General features: G+C 67.7%; 16 protein-coding genes and 3 pseudogenes. 7 read left to right on the top strand and 12 right to left on the bottom strand.

Annotation, left to right across the window (positions count from 1 at the left end):
* Window positions 1-21: 21 nt before the first annotated feature.
* The gene (locus tag ABIA33_RS37465; RefSeq protein ID WP_370088586.1) at window positions 22-327 is read right to left on the bottom strand and encodes a hypothetical protein; all 306 of its coding nucleotides are present in this window, start codon (window positions 325-327) and stop codon (window positions 22-24) included.
* Window positions 328-443: 116 nt separating this feature from the next.
* Between ABIA33_RS37465 and ABIA33_RS37460 the strand changes: the two genes are divergently transcribed.
* Window positions 444-641 carry a hypothetical protein gene (locus tag ABIA33_RS37460; protein WP_370088584.1) on the top strand — a complete coding sequence of 66 codons (198 nt, stop codon included), beginning with the start codon at window positions 444-446 and terminating at the stop codon, window positions 639-641.
* A gap of 132 nt (window positions 642-773) precedes the next feature.
* On the opposite strand, the gene ABIA33_RS37455 is transcribed toward ABIA33_RS37460, so the two are convergent.
* Window positions 774-944, bottom strand: a complete 171-nt coding sequence (locus tag ABIA33_RS37455; RefSeq protein WP_370088582.1) for an RICIN domain-containing protein — start codon at window positions 942-944, stop codon at window positions 774-776.
* A gap of 909 nt (window positions 945-1,853) precedes the next feature.
* Between ABIA33_RS37455 and ABIA33_RS37450 the strand changes: the two genes are divergently transcribed.
* Complete coding sequence (locus ABIA33_RS37450) at window positions 1,854-2,114, top strand: hypothetical protein (RefSeq protein ID WP_370088580.1); 261 nt, start codon at window positions 1,854-1,856, stop codon at window positions 2,112-2,114.
* A gap of 35 nt (window positions 2,115-2,149) precedes the next feature.
* On the opposite strand, the pseudogene ABIA33_RS37445 reads toward ABIA33_RS37450, so the two are convergent.
* The 5 genes and pseudogenes from ABIA33_RS37445 to ABIA33_RS37425 all read right to left on the bottom strand — a co-directional run.
* A pseudogene (locus tag ABIA33_RS37445) lies at window positions 2,150-2,374 on the bottom strand (hypothetical protein); the annotation flags it as partial.
* Between the two features lie 108 nt (window positions 2,375-2,482).
* The gene (locus ABIA33_RS37440) at window positions 2,483-4,264 is read right to left on the bottom strand and encodes an LPXTG cell wall anchor domain-containing protein (RefSeq protein ID WP_370088578.1); all 1,782 of its coding nucleotides are present in this window, start codon (window positions 4,262-4,264) and stop codon (window positions 2,483-2,485) included.
* 585 nt (window positions 4,265-4,849) lie between these two features.
* Window positions 4,850-5,641 carry a hypothetical protein gene (locus ABIA33_RS37435; protein ID WP_370088576.1) on the bottom strand — a complete coding sequence of 264 codons (792 nt, stop codon included), beginning with the start codon at window positions 5,639-5,641 and terminating at the stop codon, window positions 4,850-4,852.
* Window positions 5,638-6,171: a SigE family RNA polymerase sigma factor gene (locus ABIA33_RS37430; protein ID WP_370088574.1), complete on the bottom strand. Its 534-nt coding sequence runs from the start codon at window positions 6,169-6,171 to the stop codon at window positions 5,638-5,640. Before ABIA33_RS37430 ends, ABIA33_RS37435 begins: the two co-directional genes overlap by 4 nt.
* Window positions 6,172-6,282: 111 nt before the next feature.
* A complete protein-coding gene (locus ABIA33_RS37425; protein ID WP_370088572.1) occupies window positions 6,283-6,441 on the bottom strand; it encodes a hypothetical protein in 159 nt (52 codons plus the stop codon).
* A 3-nt stretch (window positions 6,442-6,444) separates the two neighbouring features.
* Between ABIA33_RS37425 and ABIA33_RS37420 the strand changes: the two genes are divergently transcribed.
* The gene (locus tag ABIA33_RS37420; RefSeq protein ID WP_370088570.1) at window positions 6,445-6,696 is read left to right on the top strand and encodes a transposase; all 252 of its coding nucleotides are present in this window, start codon (window positions 6,445-6,447) and stop codon (window positions 6,694-6,696) included.
* 183 nt (window positions 6,697-6,879) lie between these two features.
* On the opposite strand, the gene ABIA33_RS37415 is transcribed toward ABIA33_RS37420, so the two are convergent.
* Window positions 6,880-7,371: a hypothetical protein gene (locus ABIA33_RS37415; RefSeq protein WP_370088568.1), complete on the bottom strand. Its 492-nt coding sequence runs from the start codon at window positions 7,369-7,371 to the stop codon at window positions 6,880-6,882.
* 196 nt (window positions 7,372-7,567) lie between these two features.
* Here ABIA33_RS37415 and ABIA33_RS37410 point away from each other — a divergent pair, with 196 nt between their 5' ends.
* Window positions 7,568-8,887, top strand: coding sequence for a hypothetical protein (locus ABIA33_RS37410; protein ID WP_370088566.1), 1,320 nt, complete (start codon window positions 7,568-7,570; stop codon window positions 8,885-8,887).
* Between the two features lie 2 nt (window positions 8,888-8,889).
* Here the strand turns inward: ABIA33_RS37410 and ABIA33_RS37405 are convergent, their stop codons facing one another.
* Complete coding sequence (locus ABIA33_RS37405; protein WP_370088564.1) at window positions 8,890-9,030, bottom strand: hypothetical protein; 141 nt, start codon at window positions 9,028-9,030, stop codon at window positions 8,890-8,892.
* An 84-nt stretch (window positions 9,031-9,114) separates the two neighbouring features.
* Between ABIA33_RS37405 and ABIA33_RS37400 the strand changes: the two are divergent.
* A pseudogene (locus ABIA33_RS37400) lies at window positions 9,115-9,489 on the top strand (glycoside hydrolase family 6 protein); the annotation flags it as partial.
* Window positions 9,490-9,601: 112 nt separating this feature from the next.
* Here ABIA33_RS37400 and ABIA33_RS37395 read toward each other — a convergent pair.
* Window positions 9,602-11,158: an alpha-L-arabinofuranosidase B gene (locus ABIA33_RS37395; protein WP_370088590.1), complete on the bottom strand. Its 1,557-nt coding sequence runs from the start codon at window positions 11,156-11,158 to the stop codon at window positions 9,602-9,604.
* A 642-nt stretch (window positions 11,159-11,800) separates the two neighbouring features.
* Here ABIA33_RS37395 and ABIA33_RS37390 point away from each other — a divergent pair.
* Both ABIA33_RS37390 and ABIA33_RS37385 read left to right on the top strand, forming a co-directional pair.
* Complete coding sequence (locus ABIA33_RS37390) at window positions 11,801-13,348, top strand: alpha-L-arabinofuranosidase B (protein ID WP_370088588.1); 1,548 nt, start codon at window positions 11,801-11,803, stop codon at window positions 13,346-13,348.
* Between the two features lie 494 nt (window positions 13,349-13,842).
* Window positions 13,843-14,244, top strand: a complete 402-nt coding sequence (locus tag ABIA33_RS37385; protein ID WP_370088562.1) for a hypothetical protein — start codon at window positions 13,843-13,845, stop codon at window positions 14,242-14,244.
* Window positions 14,245-14,352: 108 nt separating this feature from the next.
* Here ABIA33_RS37385 and ABIA33_RS37380 read toward each other — a convergent pair whose 3' ends face one another.
* Both ABIA33_RS37380 and ABIA33_RS37375 read right to left on the bottom strand, forming a co-directional pair.
* Entirely contained in the window at window positions 14,353-14,553 is a 201-nt protein-coding gene (locus ABIA33_RS37380; RefSeq protein ID WP_370088560.1) for a hypothetical protein, read from the bottom strand.
* 680 nt (window positions 14,554-15,233) lie between these two features.
* Window positions 15,234-15,581: pseudogene (locus ABIA33_RS37375) on the bottom strand (transposase); the annotation flags it as partial.
* Between the last annotated feature and the right edge of the window lie 63 nt (window positions 15,582-15,644).

Here is a 15,644-nt window from a genome sequence, read left to right as displayed (position 1 = left end):
ACCCCTACCAAGTAGGGGACTTCACCACTCGATCGACTGAGTCACCGCACACCAGTCCACCGCATAGGTGATCCAAAAAGTGCGAAACACGAGGGCTTCGTGGACATAGTGGCTCGGGCCCGCTGGGCTACCGGCCGCCTGATCAGTCCGCGCCGACTGACGTTGCGGCAACGCGCACCGCGCACACACGCGGCGTTCGGTGAGTACTTCGGCACCTCTCAGATCGAGTTCGGGGAACCTGTCCACAGCCTGACGCTCCACAGCAATGACCTGGGGCGGACACTGCGCAGCGCCGACCCGGTGCTCGCCGCGATCCTGCACCGCCATGCCGCCGCGTTGCCGCCGGCACAGCTGGCCCCGACAAGTTGGCCCGACCGTGTGCAGCACCTCCTGGCGGGGCGCCGGTCGACAGTGTCGCCTCGCTCGAAACGATCGCGCACCGGATGGCCGTCCGTCCAAGGACCCTGCAACGCTGCCTCGCCGAAGCCGGAACCAGCTGGCGCCAAGAACTCGACCAGGCACGCCAAGACCGGCTACGGCACTCCCCGGCCAAGACCGCCGACGGGCGGGCACGCCTGGCCGGGTACTCCGACGGCCGGGCGCTGCGCCGCGCGCAACAGCGCTGGTCGGCGCTGTCGTAGCCGTGTCCCGGCGAGTTCCGAGCAGATCCCGAGCGCTGCCTGGCACGTCACCGAATCAGCGCACCTTCGGTGCGCGCCGCGGCGTGGTCAATGCCGAGGCGCGCACCGAAGGTGCTGCGTCCCCCTGACGAATCAGCCGTACGTCCAGAACTGGGTGGCCGTGCCGTTGTATGGCCACTGGTCGACCTTCCCCGAGTTGACCAGGGTCGACTGCATCACCTCAAGAGTCAGGCCGGTGTCGCAGTTGATGAACCACCATTTGCCGTTGACGATGTGCAGCTGCCACTGCTGCGACTCAGTCACCTAGCAGGTCCACTGCACGGCGGGCTGCCCCTCGTTGAACGTCGAGACGTCCAGGCACTTGCCGCTGTTCCGATTCTTCAGGTCGTACAGGCCGACTCGTCCGCGGCCTGTAAAACCGCTGGTCAGAGCGTTGCATCGTCCTTGCGAGGCAACCAATCCGTTCGACCCCAGGCGACCCGCCGCGCCGCTGGCCTGCGCCGATGTGTCCGGAGGAGACAAAACTCCAAAGGCTCGTCAGCGCAACCATTCCCGGCTCGGCGGTGGAGTCAGCGGCTGAACACCCAAAAGGCGACTGAGACGCTGGTTGAGCCCGCCCGAACATTGCACCGAAGGCGGTAGCTTTGACCCCTCCCCGACGACACCGGGGATGCGCGTATAGGTCCCAGGCCTCTGAGAGCTCGGCGTGAGGGGAGAGCTTCTGGGGCCTGTGCACTCGTAATGCGTAGGTCTCGGGTTCGAATCCCGAAGGCGGCTCCATGGTGAACCCCAGGTCGGGCCTCTGACCTAGGGTTTCTTGTTTTCGCTGACCTTGGAATCTGCCCAAATCGGGCACTCGTGGTCTGCGCATCGTAATGCGTAGGTCAGGGGTTTGGTTTCCGTCACGGTAAGGGCAACTCAAGCCGATGACCCGGTCTTTTGCTCACTTGGACGGGATGGGACAGGAACGTGCGACAGGTACCGGTGGACAGCCGGTGGACATGTGTGCGTGACGCTTCGTCAGGGCCCAACCGTTGCCCCCGCGAGACAGGTGAAATGCGACCCCGTTTGACGGGGGATCGGCGGCGGGGGGACTGTCGCGTCCGGACAGGTCTGGGCCGGGCTGATCCACAGGTACTGAGCATCGCTCTCCGGCAGCTGCGGGATCTGACCCGCTACCGCACCGAGACCGTCCGCGACCGAGTGCGGGACGTGAACCGGCTGTCGATGTTCTTGGAGGACGCCGGGATCAAGCTCTCCTCGGTGGTGTCCGACATCACCGGCAAGTCCCCCCGTCTGATGCTCGACGCCCTGGTCGCCGGCGAACGCGATCCGCGAGCCTTGGCAGACCTGGCGCTCGGGAGTCTGCAGGGCAAGGTCCCGCCTACCTGCGCAGACGTGGGATCAAGTGCACCATCCTTGAGCTTGAGCCACTGGCTATTCGTCAGAATCACCACGCCCCACAGCAGGTGATCAAGCACAACCTTGATCCACTTTCGCTACAGACCCTAGCCACCCAGGCTCCTGGCCCAGAGCTCGCTCGGGCCGTGGACGGCCTGGAGGTCGATCCCGACGCGGAGCGTGGTGCCGATGGTGGCCATGCCGGCTTGGATGTCCTGGTTGTAGTTCATCGCGAAGTCTTCGCGCGGCAGTTCCACGGTGGCCCGGAACGCGGCCCGTGGGCCGCCCCACGGGTCGGGACCGGTGTTGGCCAGGTCCAGGTCAACGGCCCGGGCTTTGTTTGTTTCCTGACCGTCGACGCCGGCGCGGAGGCCGACGGCCCGGCGCGTACGCCACGGGTGGGTGGCGTTGCTGCCGGGCCGTCGGTCACTCACGCGGTCTCACTTCCCGTGCAAAGCCCTGCGGCGACGTCCGCGAAGCACCAGCACGCCGCCAGCGGCGATGGCCAGCAGGCCACCGAGGGCGCTGTAGGTGACAGTGTTGCTCATCCCGGTGGAAGCCAGGCTGCCGGACGTGCTGCTCGGGGTCGGCCGGCCGACGGGTGCGCCGCTCTCCGCCTGCGCACGGGTGCCGGTCGTGCCTGAGGCGGAGACAAGCGGCGTGGCGGCGGTCGGTGTGGGGGCGGGTGAGGGCTTGTCAGCGCCAGCAGTCCCCGACGCGGGCTTCAGCTGAAGGGTCGTGATCGAGTACGGCGGCAGCGTCTGGGCGAGCGCCGTGCCCCGCTTCGCCGTGGTCAGGGCGGTGCCTGCCTTGGCGTACGAGACGGTGGTGACCGCCCCTGCGGTCGGGGTGAATCCGGTGTACGAGAGCGAGACCTGCGCCGTGTTCTGCGGGCTCTTGTTGATCAGCATGACGTTCAGGCCGCCGTTGCTGGTTCGTACCGCGTGCACAGCGACCGACGGGTTGCCCGAGGACGACTTGACCATGGTGTCGCCGGGCTGCGCCAGTGCGGTCAGCGAGCGGATGCCCCAGTAGGTGGGGAAGGGCGTATCGCGCGGCGGCTCGCACTTGCCCCCGGCGCAGGTTCCAGCGGAGAGCATGCCCCCGTCCTGGTAGTCGGTCTGGCCGTCGACGGTGGTGGGTGCTTGGTCCGTGCCGTTGTGCAGGTTCCACCAGTCCACGTCGGTGGCGCCGTGCTCGAACCAGCTCATGTAGTTGTCCGGCGCATACAGGGCTGCGGCCTGGCTGGTCAAGGCGGGCGAGCCGACGGCGTCGGTCTCGGTGACCGCGATCTGCACCGAAGCGGCGTGCGGGCCCGCGTAGGTGGCGATCAGCGAGCGCAGCGAGGACGTGGCACCGGCGATCCGGGAGGGGGTGTTCAGCAGGTCGGCCGTGGTGGTGCCGCCCGGATACCAGTGCACGATGACGAAGTCGATCGAGCTTGCCGCGATGGAGAGCACCGTGTGGTTCCAGTCGGCGCTGTCACCGGGAGCCTTGACCGCATCCGGCCAGCCGCCGGGGGTGGTGAGCACCGCTCCGATCTTCACGGTCGGGTCCACGGCCTTCATCGCCTTTGCGTAGGCGATCAGGTTCCTCGCGTACGCCGTAGGGCTCTTGTCGGCGTGGTTGTCGGTTTCCCAGCCCTTGCCGTTGCCGTAGTGCCCGTTGCCGTAGACCTCGTTGCCGATCTCCCAGTACTTCACGCCGTAGCCTTTGTCGACGTTGGCGTACTTGACCCAGTCGGCGGCCTCCTGGGGGGTGCCGGAACCGTAGTTCGCGGTCACGATGGGCTGGGCGCCGACCGTCTTCGCGGTGGCCATGAAGTGGTCGAAGTCGGTGTTGGACGCGATCCAGCCGCCGCCGTTCATGGTGTGGGTCTTCCAGTGGTAGCCGTCCGCGCCGGAGCCGCCGGGAAAGCGCAGCTGCCGAACTCCCGCGGCCTTCATCAGCGATGTCACCTTGGCGGTGCCCATGTTCTCGTCGCCCACGCCCGTGTTGAGGCCGACACCACTGCTGGGCACCGTGCCCAGGGAGGTACCGGCATCCACACTGATCCCGACAGTCGGCGCGGCACTCGCGCTGAGCGCCAGGGCGCCCGCGCCGGCCCCGGCCAACAGGGCCGCCACCGCCCCTGCCAGGATGCGGCGGCGGGTGCGGCTGCGGCGGTGCGCGCGGCCCCGGGGCTGGTGCTGGGCGGCGGTTGTCGGGTCGTCAGGTGACACGTGGGCTCCCGGTCGGAGTGCATGGATGCGGGGTGGCGGGGCACCGCTGACCGCGGCTCGCCGTCGCCTGTTGCACCCCTGAGTTGCCGCCGGACGCGGAAAGGTTGCCGGTGCGATCAGATTTCTGGCTCATCGCTCTCTGCTGTGGGTTTCAGGTGACTTCCGGGTGGCCGCGTCCGGGGAGTGGTCGGGCGTAACCGGCCAGGCAGAGCAGGATCATGGCGCGTGGAATCTGATCGTCGATGATCAAGAAACTACGCAGGGTGCGGCGTTCTGCATGCCACGACACGAACCGACCCACACATACGAGCGAAGAGCCCAAAAAGGACCCTGTGACCAGGAGAAATGGAGAAGCGCAACTGGAGTACTAGCTCCGAGAGGGCCGTCTCGATGAGGTCCTCCGGCTCCCAACCCCGACGCGCCCGTGCACTCCTCGCTCCGAATCGGGATCGTGTGGTCGGGGGACAGCTGCAGGCCCGGATCGGTGCGGGCGGCAGCGCTCCGCCTTGAGCGACGCGTAGAAGCCGTCCGAGGCATCGCAGTAGCGGGCGCCAACGGCCCGGCCGGCAGTGACCGCGGCGACGGTCATCGGCCCGCGAAGCCGCCCCAGACCGAGACTGCGCCGCCCGCCGGCCCCCGCGCGTCCACGCGGTAGTTGTCGCCTGCGGCGCTGCGGGTACCCGTCGTGTGGTTGAACTGGACGGCGAACACGTGCTGGCCGGGCGGCACGGTGCGTCCGGCTTTCAGGACCCACCGGTAGTCCAGCGAATTTCCGGTCTGCTGGATGGTGACGGTGAAGTCGTCGCTGGGCAGCGTCCGCCAACTGCCGGTCTGCTGCACCCGGCCGGTCAGCGCAATTCGCACCTCCACCGTGAGCGCGGTGAGCGGCCCGGCGGTCCTGAGGGCGAGGTCGTTCTGCTCCCAGTACACCGTGCTCTTGGCGTCCACCGAGCCGGCCGACCACAGCGGCCCGCTCTGGACCTGACTCGCCGCAGCCGAGGGTGAGGGTGAGGGTGAGGGTGAGCTGCTCGGGGACGCCGCCGGGGCGGCAGCCGCGCTACTGGCAGCGGCCGACGTCGTGGCCGGGTCCGCCGAAGGCGACGGCATGGTCGGCGACGGCACGGCGGTGTGGGTGGCGGTGCCCGAGGTCGGGAACGGGTGGACGATGGCGGCGACCGCGAAGCCACCGGTCGCCAGGGCGACGGCTGCAGCCAGGCCGACGAGGACAGTTCGCGGCCCCGGTCTGGTGCGCGGGCGCGAGCGGTGCCGGACCGCTGGGGCGGACGTGCCTCGCTGCACGCGGGCGGCCATCCGCTCGTGGTCCGGCTGGTAGGCCTGGGCGCTCTCCCGCAGTTGACGCTTGATCTCCCGGCTCACCGGTTCCCCCTCCCAGTCGCGAAGTCCCCTACCGCTCGTGCGCCCAGTATCTCCTCCAGCTCGGCCAGCCCCTTGGAGGTCTGGCTCTTCACTGTTCCGACGGATATGCCCAGTGCCGCCGCCGTCTCCTGCTCGGACAGGTCGAGGGCATGGCGCAGCACCACGCAGGCCCGTTTGCGGAACGGCAGCCGGACCAGCGCCGCGCGGACGTCCAGCACCGCCGCTAGGTCGGGCCCCTCCACCTGTTCCGGGCTGCGGGACCAGAACAGTGCGACCCGGCGTCGCTCGCGCACGGCGCTGCGGATCCGTTCGCGTGCCATGTTGGCCACCACTCCGCGCGCGTAGGCCAGGGGGTGGTCGGCTGAGCGCAGGCGGTCCCAGCGCTGCCACAGGGACACCAGGGCATCGGAGGCGAGGTCGTCCGCTGCCTCGGTCTCGCCGGTCAACAGGTGGGCGAACCGGGCGAGTTCCGCGTAGTGGCGTTCAAAGAACTCATGGAACTCCGCGGACGTGTCGGAGGAGCGCGACATCCGGCCGTCCTCTCCCAGGAGCGTTAGCGCTAACAATCAGAGCGCAGCGTAGCAAGTTCCGGCAGTGGATCCGGAGGGCGGCCCTTCGAACCGGCCAGTGCCGGGCCCCGTCTACTTCAGCGCCCATCCGCCCGCCTTGCGGTAGGCGATCGTCTTGCCGATCAGGTTTCCGCCGTCGCTCTCCACCGTCGTCTGCTCCTGCTGCCCCGGGCCGAACAGCAACGCGGCGCCTACCAGGGCCAGGCTTTGGCCGAGGCGTTCGCCCGGCACGGAGTGAAGGTGCAGGTGGTAGGGCGAAGCGACGGGCAGAAGGGGTTCGTGGTGCTCGCGCGAAGGTGGGTAGTGGAACGCAGTTTGGGGTGGCTGTCACGGGCCCGCCGGGTCAACCGCGACCACGAGCGCCGCCCCGACCACCACGAGCAGATGGTGTGGTGGGCTGGCCTGCTCACGCTGACCTGCCGGATGGTACGCCAGCGGTTGCACTGGCCCGAACGGCGAGCCCATCGGCTTGAGCCGCAGCTGTGAACACCCCGCCGAGCCCGCGCAACAGCCAGCCCCGTGCTTCGAGCGCATAGGCCCGGTGCCGCACCTTCTCGACCTCGTTCATCCGTGTCGCGTCCCGACCCAGGAGTCGTGTCAGCTCCTGCGCGGTCACTGGCCCAGTGGCTGCGACGACCGCTGTGAACACCTGTCGGTAGACCCCCGACATTACGTCCTGCACCCAGGCCGGCCTGCCAGGTCGGCGGCCGCTGGTCGCGGTCGACGCCCCCCACCCGTCCCCGTCGGCACCGCCTGCCCCACGATCACCGGAACGGCCGCCACTGCGGCTGGTCCCGCCACAGTCACTGACGGTGAGTCATCCACCTTGTCCTGCACGGATGCCGTTTCCGGCTCGCTCTCCGTGCGACGTGCGGCGACTTCGCCCTCCTCGGCCAGCGCGCGCAGTACCTCCTTGCGGGCAATTCGTGCAGGGTCCACGCGCTGCCGGGCCGCAGCAACATGCTCATCGGCCTCCCGCGCCGCCTCCAGCCGCGACTCGAGCTCTTCCCGCGCCAGCGCCTCACGGCACTCCAGCAAAGCGATCACCGACGGCACTGCGCACCTCCTGAACGGACAGAACCAACCGTCCACTGGCTGCCTCGCCTTGGCCGCCACCACACCCAACCCTTGAGAAAACTGCAGCTCATCGAGCTGCAGCACGGTTCACCACCACGCTCTGATTCTGCCCGTCGTTCCGCCTGTCGAAAAAATTTCGCGCGGGTCGGCAACCTTTCCGCCCGCGGCGGCAACGAGAGGTGGAACGCCGACTCGACCGGACGCGGTCGGCAGCCTTTCCGGGCTGCCGGACCACTGAAGGTCGTCGGATCGACGGACACGATCGAAGGAGAGCTCTGCTATGCCCGCTCCACATCCGCGCCGCCGGTGGCGTTTCACGTTGGCCAGTGCCGTGTCGGCGACCCTGCTGGCGGTGGTTGCCGGTTGCGAGCCGTCGCATGCCGGGAATACCGCCGCGAGCACCCCCACCAAGGCGGCGCCTGCGATGGCAGCGGTTTCGTCCACCCCATCGGGTAAAGCGAACGCCGCGGGCGGCGGGCGAACTCCGGGCAGCACACCCTCGGGCGGCAGCACGTCCGTCGGCGGCGGCTCGACGACAGGAAACTCCGTCGCTTTCATGGGCAAGAGCACGGTGTCGATCGGAGGAGGGATGACTGATGCTTCCGCGGCCGCCGCACCATTCGACGTTCGGTACCAGTACCTCGTCAGTCCGCCTGCACCGTCGAGCCACCAGTACACGACCTCGAGCTGCCCGAATGGGTTGAACTGGTGGGGATGCGTGGACGGTGGGCGTGGGGGGATCATCCCCACCATGGAAGCCCGCGCTGCGCAGGCCACCTATCACGGTCGTCCTCATCCGCAGACAATGATGTGGACATGGTTTGAACTGCCCGACCTCACCCCCGCTCCGACGTGGCAGGAAGAGGTGCAGGCGGTCAACCGGGTCGACCTCCTCACCCGATACCTGAACGACTACCGTTTCTTCCTCCAGAAGATCGGCACCTCGCACGACATGATCGATCTAGAACCTGATTTCTGGGGATTCGCACGCGGGATGGGCAATGTCAACAAGGTCCCGGCGCAGGTGACTGCCGCGGCTCCGCACGACTGCGCAAATCAGGCGAACAGTGTGGCGGGTCTGGCCCACTGCCTGATCGCAATGACCCGCAAGTACGCTCCTCACGCGGCCGTCGGCCTGCACCTGACCTGCTGGGACTGGCAGGGTAACGTTGCACGCTGTGGCAGGGATTACGTGGCCCTCGGGGCAACCGGCGCGGACTTCCTGGTCGGGGAGGTAGAAGCCGCGGACGCCGGCGTCAATGCCTTGCCGGCGAATGGCGGACACAACTCGTTCTGGACCAACCAGAAGTGGGCCGCGCAGCTCGCGTATTGGAAGCAGATGGCGGACACGGTCGGCAAACCGATCGTGGCCTGGCAGATCCCGCTCGGCAACATGCGACAGAACAACACCGTGAACCACTACAAGGACGACAAGGTCGACTGGCTGTTCTCGCACATGGACCAGGTTGCGAGCGCCCATGTCGCGGGTCTGCTGTTCGGCCCAGGAACACCGGATTCGACCACGGTCGAAAGCGACGGCGGCAACCTGTTCGCGAAGACGACCACCTACCGAAACTCGGGTGGCACGCCGCTCAAATAGCGTCAGAAGGCTGCTGCCTTCGCGGTCGGCGCATCGTTCAGCACGATCGGCCTGGTCCTGCTCGGCGTGATCCTGGCCGCCCGCGGGACGTCGGTGACGTCCGCCGAGCTGCTGCCGTCGATGATGTCGGGTAGCCGGAGCACATTGCTGTGCCCCGGCTACCCGACCGTATGCACCCTCCGCTGTGGTCTGAGAAGCGATTCCTAAACCGAAGGTAGGGTCACGTTTTCCAGCAGAACGTCGGCACCCCGCCGGCGGACCAGCTCACCCACTTCGTGGTCGACACCAGCCGTAACGGGAAGGGCGGATGGACCCCGCCGGCCGGCAAGTACGCCAACGACCCGCAGACCTGGTGCAACCCGCCCGGGCGCGGCATCGGCAACCGCCCCAGCGCCGACACCGGGACGCCCCTGGTGGACGCCTAGCTGTGGATCAAGACCGTCGGCCAGTCAGACGGGCAGTGCAACCGCAACATCCCCGCCGGGACCGTGGACCCGGAGTACGGCATCGTCGACCCGGCGGCCGGCGCCTGGTGGCCCGCCCAGGCCCTGGGCCTGGTGAAGAACGCCAACCCGGCGCTGACCTTGAACACCGGTCACTGAGTCCGGGACCGCATCACCCGGTCGGCCTTCGCGCCAGGAGCTTGCCGACGGAACAGGCAGAGAGCGGTTCCTCTGCCTGTTCCGTGGCGGCTGGGTGCCATCCGGCCCCTGGTCAGCTCCAGGGGGACGCGGTGAGCCAGGTGGTGTCCTGGGCCCAGGACGTCGTGGAGTCCCAGGCGTTGCTGCCGCCGTTGGAGGCGACGTAGAGAGTGTAGTTGTAGTGGCGGAGGTACTTCGTGGGGTAGTTGACGGACTGGAAGGAGTAGCCCTGGCCGTTCTGTCCGGTCTGCGGGCAGAACGTGGCGTCCTGGGCGAACAGGGAGCTGTTGTCGTTGGCGTTCAGGTAGAGCTGGAAGCCCGAGTGCCGCAGGTACTGCCCCGAGTTGTTGGCGGACTCGAAGGAGACGCAGGCGCTGTTGGCCAGGCCGGCCCGCACGATCCAGGTGGCGTCGGCCTTGACCGTGGCGGAGCTGGAGGAGTCGACGGGGGAGATGACGACCTTGGCGTCGGAGTCGTCGTGGCGGATGTAGTCGCCGGTGCAGCAGGAGGTGGTGGCCTGCAACGAGATCCTCGCGCCCGGGGTGAAGGGGGTGGTGGGGGCACCGGTGGTGTAGCCGGCGGCGGTGATGTTGGCCTGGATCGCGGCGTCGGTGGCGTCGGTGGGGTAGCCCTTGACCATCGCGCCCTCGTAGAAGGTGCCCGCGCTGTCGTTGTGGTTGGTCTGGCAGCAGTCGCCGCCGCTGCCGAGGATGATGGCGCCCTGCTTGTGCATGGGGTTGTACCCGCTGGGCAGTGAGCCGCTGTAGAGCTTGGTCAGGCTCCCGGACTGGGCGTTGGCGCCCTGCAGTGCCATCTGGGTGGTTCCGTTGTTCTTGAGCATCGCGGTGACGAAGTGGCTGGTCTCGGAGACCTGGTTGGTGTTCCAGGCCGTGCTGCCGCCGGGGAACAGGCCGTCCTCGAGGTCCGCCTGTACCCACGGCCCGGTTCCGCTGCAGCCGCCGAACCAGCATGACGTGCTGAAGTTGATCGCGTCCATGGCGCCGTTGCCGTCGGCCTTGTGGTCGGTCTCGGTGTTGCCGTAGTCGAAGCAGCAGCCGTTGTTGACGTGGGTGCCGCTGGTGACCATGTACTCGCCCTCGGGTGAGCTGCCGGTCGGCACACCCGAGCCGTTGGCCCAGTAGCTGTTGCCGGGGTTGATGTAGAGCGCGTAGGCCTTCTGGCCGCCCACGGTCACTGCCTCGGTGGTCGCGGTGGCGGCTGTGTCGGCGCCGCCGGTCCCGCCCGGTCCCTGGTAGACCAGGGTGTTGCCGCTGTTGCCTGTCTGGTCGTAGACGCGGGTGATGGTGCAGGTGGTGCCCGCGCAGAAGGAGTCCTGGGCGGCGGCGTTGGCGACGCCTCCAGCGGACAGAACCCCGATATTCTGCAGTGCGCTGTCCGAGCCCCGCTGCACCTGGTAGAGCGGGCCATTATAGGAGGCGAACAGGGCGCGGGTGGTGCTGTGCGCCGCGACGCACGGCGTGCCGCCCGCCGCGTAGATGTCGCAGGGCCCCTGGGAGGCGGCGTGCGAGATGCCACTGAAGGAGATGAGGCCTGTGAAGGCGAGCAGCACTGCGGCCAGGGGGACGACCAGCCCTCGGCGCAGTCGGCGAAACAGATGCAGGGCAGGCATCATGAACTCCCTTGTTCATTGATACAGGAGTGCGGAGCAAATGTTAGCGCTAACAAATCGCGGGCTGAGTCAACTGTCCCTCGGCCGTTCGGATTGAGCCCTCACTATTGACCCACTTCGGACGGGGCGTCAAGAAGTCGAACCGGCTGACTTCAAGAGGATCTCCACGACGGCCCCCACCTCCAGCAGCAGAGACAAGTCGGCCCGCGGCGGCCTCCTTCTCCGGATTGCGAACGGGGCGTTCAAGCGTTGACCCGCCGGGTCTCGGCGTGGACCCTCGATCCCGGCTCGGTGCGAGCGCTAAAAAAAGTGAAGCGACAACGGAAACCTCGGCAGCTGAATCGGTCGACGAGACAGCCCGAGATCCCCACCGATCACGCTCGCGCACCGGGAAGCACCAAGATCACCGACAGTCGGGCAGAGGCGTTGTGACGATTGTTCACGTTAACAATCAGGTCTGTGTGAAACCTTGACGCAACCTGTGCGCCCCTCCATAGTTGGCAATCGCGCTGCTCAAGCAGCCACAATCCCTGGGCGTTCCATGCGCAATTCCACAAGATGAATTGTTAGCGCTAACAAACGGGGTCACCGGTTCCGCCCACAGACGGACGAAGGAGTTCGCACGTGATCGTTTCGGGATGGATGCGCCACGCTCGGCGCACCCTGCTGGCGACGGGAGCGGCCCTCGCCCTCGCCACCGGCGTACTAGTCGGCACCGCCACCACCTCGCAGGCGGCCACCCAGCAGGCGTGCGACATCTACGCCGCGGGCGGCACCCCGTGCGTGGCCGCGCACTCCACCACCCGCGCGCTGTACGCCGCGTACAACGGCCCGCTGTACCAGGTGCGGCGCGCATCGGACAACGCCAGCGCGAACATCGGCCTGCTCTCCGCCGGCGGCTACGCCAACGCCGCCGCCCAGGACTCCTTCTGCTCCGGCACCAGCTGCGTGATCACCGTGATCTACGACCAGTCAGGAAAGGGCAACAACCTCACCCAGGCGCTCAAGGGCTACTGGCCCGGCCCGGCCGCCGGAGGCAACGACAACCTCGCCAATGCCACCGCCGCCCCGGTCACCGTCGCCGGCCACAAGGCCTACGGCGTCTACGTGGCCCCCGGCACCGGCTACCGGAACAACAACACCTCCGGCATCGCCACCGGCGACGCGGCCGAGGGCATGTACGCGGTCCTGGACGGCACCCACTACAACGGCGGTTGCTGCTTCGACTACGGCAATGCCGAGACCGACAGCACCGACGACGGCAACGGCACCATGGAGGCCATCTACTTCGGCAACAGCAAGGGCTGGGGCTACGGCGCCGGCAACGGCCCGTGGGTCATGGCCGACTTGGAGAACGGCCTGTTCTCCGGCGTCAACGCCGGCTACAACGCCAACGACCCCACTGTGAACAACCGCTTCCTGACCGCCGTCGTCAAGGGCGGCGCGAACCAGTGGGCGATCCGCTCCGGCAACGCCCAGTCCGGCGCGCTGTCCACCTCCTACAGCGGCGTGCGCCCCAACGTCTCGGGCTATAACCCGATGAAGAAGCAGGGCGCGATCATCCTCGGCATCGGCGGTGACAACAGCAACAGCTCCGCCGGTACCTTCTACGAAGGGGTCATGACCTCCGGCTACCCGAGCGACGCCACCGAGAACTCGGTCCAGGCCAACATCACCGCCGCCGGCTACGCCGACTCCTCCTCGGGCACCGGCTCGATCGCCCCCGGCTCGAGGATCTCGCTGCAGGCCACCACCTCCTGCTGTACCGGCGACTACATCCGCCACGACGATGCCGACACCAAGGTCGTCATCTCCCCCGTCGACTCCTCCAGCAGCGCCACCGTCAAGGCCGACTCCACCTGGATCGTCCGGGCCGGCCTGGCCAACAGCACCTGCCTCTCCTTCGAGTCCGCCAACAACGCGGGGCAGTACCTGCGGCACTCGGGCTTCCAGCTCTACCTGAACACCAACGACAACACCTCCCTGTTCGCCCAGGACGCCACGTTCTGCCCCCAGACCGGACAAAACGGCCAGGGCTACTCCTTCCAGTCCGTCAACTACCCCGACAAGTACCTCCGCCACTACAACTACACTCTCTACGCCGCCTCCAACGGCGGCTCCAACGCCTGGGACAGCGCCACCTTCTGGACCGACGACACCAGCTGGCTCGTCGCCCAGCCCTGGGGCTGACCCCCCGCCCCACCCCACCGCCGGGCCGCACGGAGAAACCCTCCGTGCGGCCCGGCGCCGACGGCCGGAGTTACAGGCGCATTTGATCGGGTGCCGAACTCTGAGTAGGTGGCGGGAACCGATGGCCTTCAGGGATGACCTGGGTCGAACCGGCAATCTCTCCCTGAGCTGTGAGAGGAGAAGTCGACCGTTGTCACCGCGCTCCTTACCTTCCGGGATGGCGCCGGGCGGCAGTGGTTCCTGACGGGAACGGCACGCTGTTCCCCTGGAGTCGGGAGCTGCTGGACCATCATCAGGCAGCGCTCCACTTCCGCGAGCATCGGACCGGTGGGCTCGCAGGCCCTCCCGTCCGGGAGCTCGATGTGCGGAGAGGGCGCTCGCAGCGGTTCTCCAGCGCCCCGCACGTCCGCACACCTCTGCCCAGCCAGACGGCCAGATGGTCGGATGGGCGTCTGCCCGGATCCCGCAACCCCGGGCTGAACGAGGGGGGAACCATGAAAGCCACCAATCGCCTGCGCATCCTTGGCACCGCAGCTGTCCTCACGCTGAGCGGCGCTCTGCCGCTCACCGCCTCCACCCAGGCCGGTGCCAGCCCGTGGTCCGGGAGCGTCTACCTCACTGGGCATGCTCACTGCTTTAGCCCCACCGACCGAGTGGCCTGGGTGTACGTGAAGGACTCGGACGGTGAGCAGGGCTGGGCTTCGCACACCTCCGGGCTGGGCCAGAGCACCTACGGTTTCCAGTTCACCCGAATCCCGGGCGGATCCACTACCGCCACGGTCACCTGGGGATGCTCCCTCGGCTCGTACATGACCAGCTTCGGCCTGGCGCGACCCACGGTCGGGGGGTCAGCATCCCGGAACGTCTGCCCCTCGGCTGTCTTGCCCTGTACCTGAGCGCGCACCGCGCAGGAGGCTCTTCACCGCCGGACGGGGAGGGCCTCCAGCAGTCCCTGAGCGTCGCCGCGACAGCCGCGCGAACAGCCAGTGGGTGGACTGGGACAGTCAGGTCAGGCGCGTAGCTCCCCATTTTGGGCCGACGTCCTCGACGCCGTAGAGGTAGACCTCGAAGCCGACCTTGACGGGTCGGACCTCGACCGAGCGCAGACCACGACGTTCCGCTGTACCAACGGGTCCGAGGAACTGTTCGATCGCCCGGCCGCGCCGCAGTGCACCAAGGGCGAAGGATTCTGCCAGGTAGCGCACGTCGGCAGGATAGGGGCGTCGGCTGTTCTGTCAGCTTGTCGTTTATGGTCTGAAATAGAACACTGCGTCGCTCGTGGTGACTGATGCGGGCCTGAACTGGGTCGAGGCGCGGGCATTATGTAGCTATGCCTGCGCCTCGTGATCCTGCTCCTGCGCGATTCGTATGTATCGGCGTCGAGCGGGACTTGGATCGCTTCCTCGGAGAGTACGGGCTGACGGTGTCGGCCGTGCAGGACAAAATCGCAACTCGCGTGCCCGTCGGCGTGGGTGGCCGGCCCGGGCCCGTGGAGTATCTCGTCCACGAGTCGGTTCTTCGGTCGGACGACGAGTACCTGTGCGCGGGGGACGCCGAGGCGTTGCAGTTCTGTCGTGCTGTCGCCCACCAGTTGTCGGCCAACTTCGGCATCACCCCTGGTGAGGCGGTCGCGCGCATCGTTCGTCACTGGTGTGAGCCCGGGGACGACGGACGGACTCCGCGGACGTGGATCGTAGGCTCCGACATCGCCTATCACGAGGACCCCGACTTCTGGGTGAAGCACATCTACTACGGCACTCACTGGTGGCCGCCCGGTGACATCCCACGCCACTTCCCTCGCCGTGAGGTTGTGCAATCGGCTTCTGAGTTTGGCATTTGTGGTCCTGCTGGCAGGGTCGAACCACCCTACGACGGGGGCTGGCGTTTACCCGGCCCGGCGGGGTTTGGTCCCGGTCTGGTGGTGGGTGGGGCGGGTGTGGGCCTCGCCGGTGGCCAGGACGCGTCCCACCTCGTGGCGAAACGCCAGATGCCGGTTCTTCGAACCGGGAGGGCGTCCGGGGCCTGGTTTCGTGGGTTTTTGTACCCGGGCCGGTGTGGGCATCAGCGTGCACAGGTTCCTGAACCCGCGGCGGACCCGGGCTGGGGTGAGTCTGTTCGAGAGCGGGGGGCGTTCCCACGGGCGGCGGAGGTCGCCGGCCAGGGGGCGGGCGAGTCGGAGCTGGGTCTGCGCGACCACGACCCAATGCCGCGAAGTTAAGGGCCGTGGGGTGGTGTCAAGGTGTCGGGCGGGGTGATCTTGTAGGTGTTTGGTGCTGTGCGGGTCAGCAGGCTGTGG

This window comes from Streptacidiphilus sp. MAP12-16, from assembly GCF_041262165.1.
Taxonomy (GTDB): Bacteria; Actinomycetota; Actinomycetes; order Streptomycetales; family Streptomycetaceae; genus Streptacidiphilus.
The sequence above is the reverse complement of the archived record's forward strand: the minus strand, read 5'-3'. Positions and strand labels throughout refer to the sequence as shown.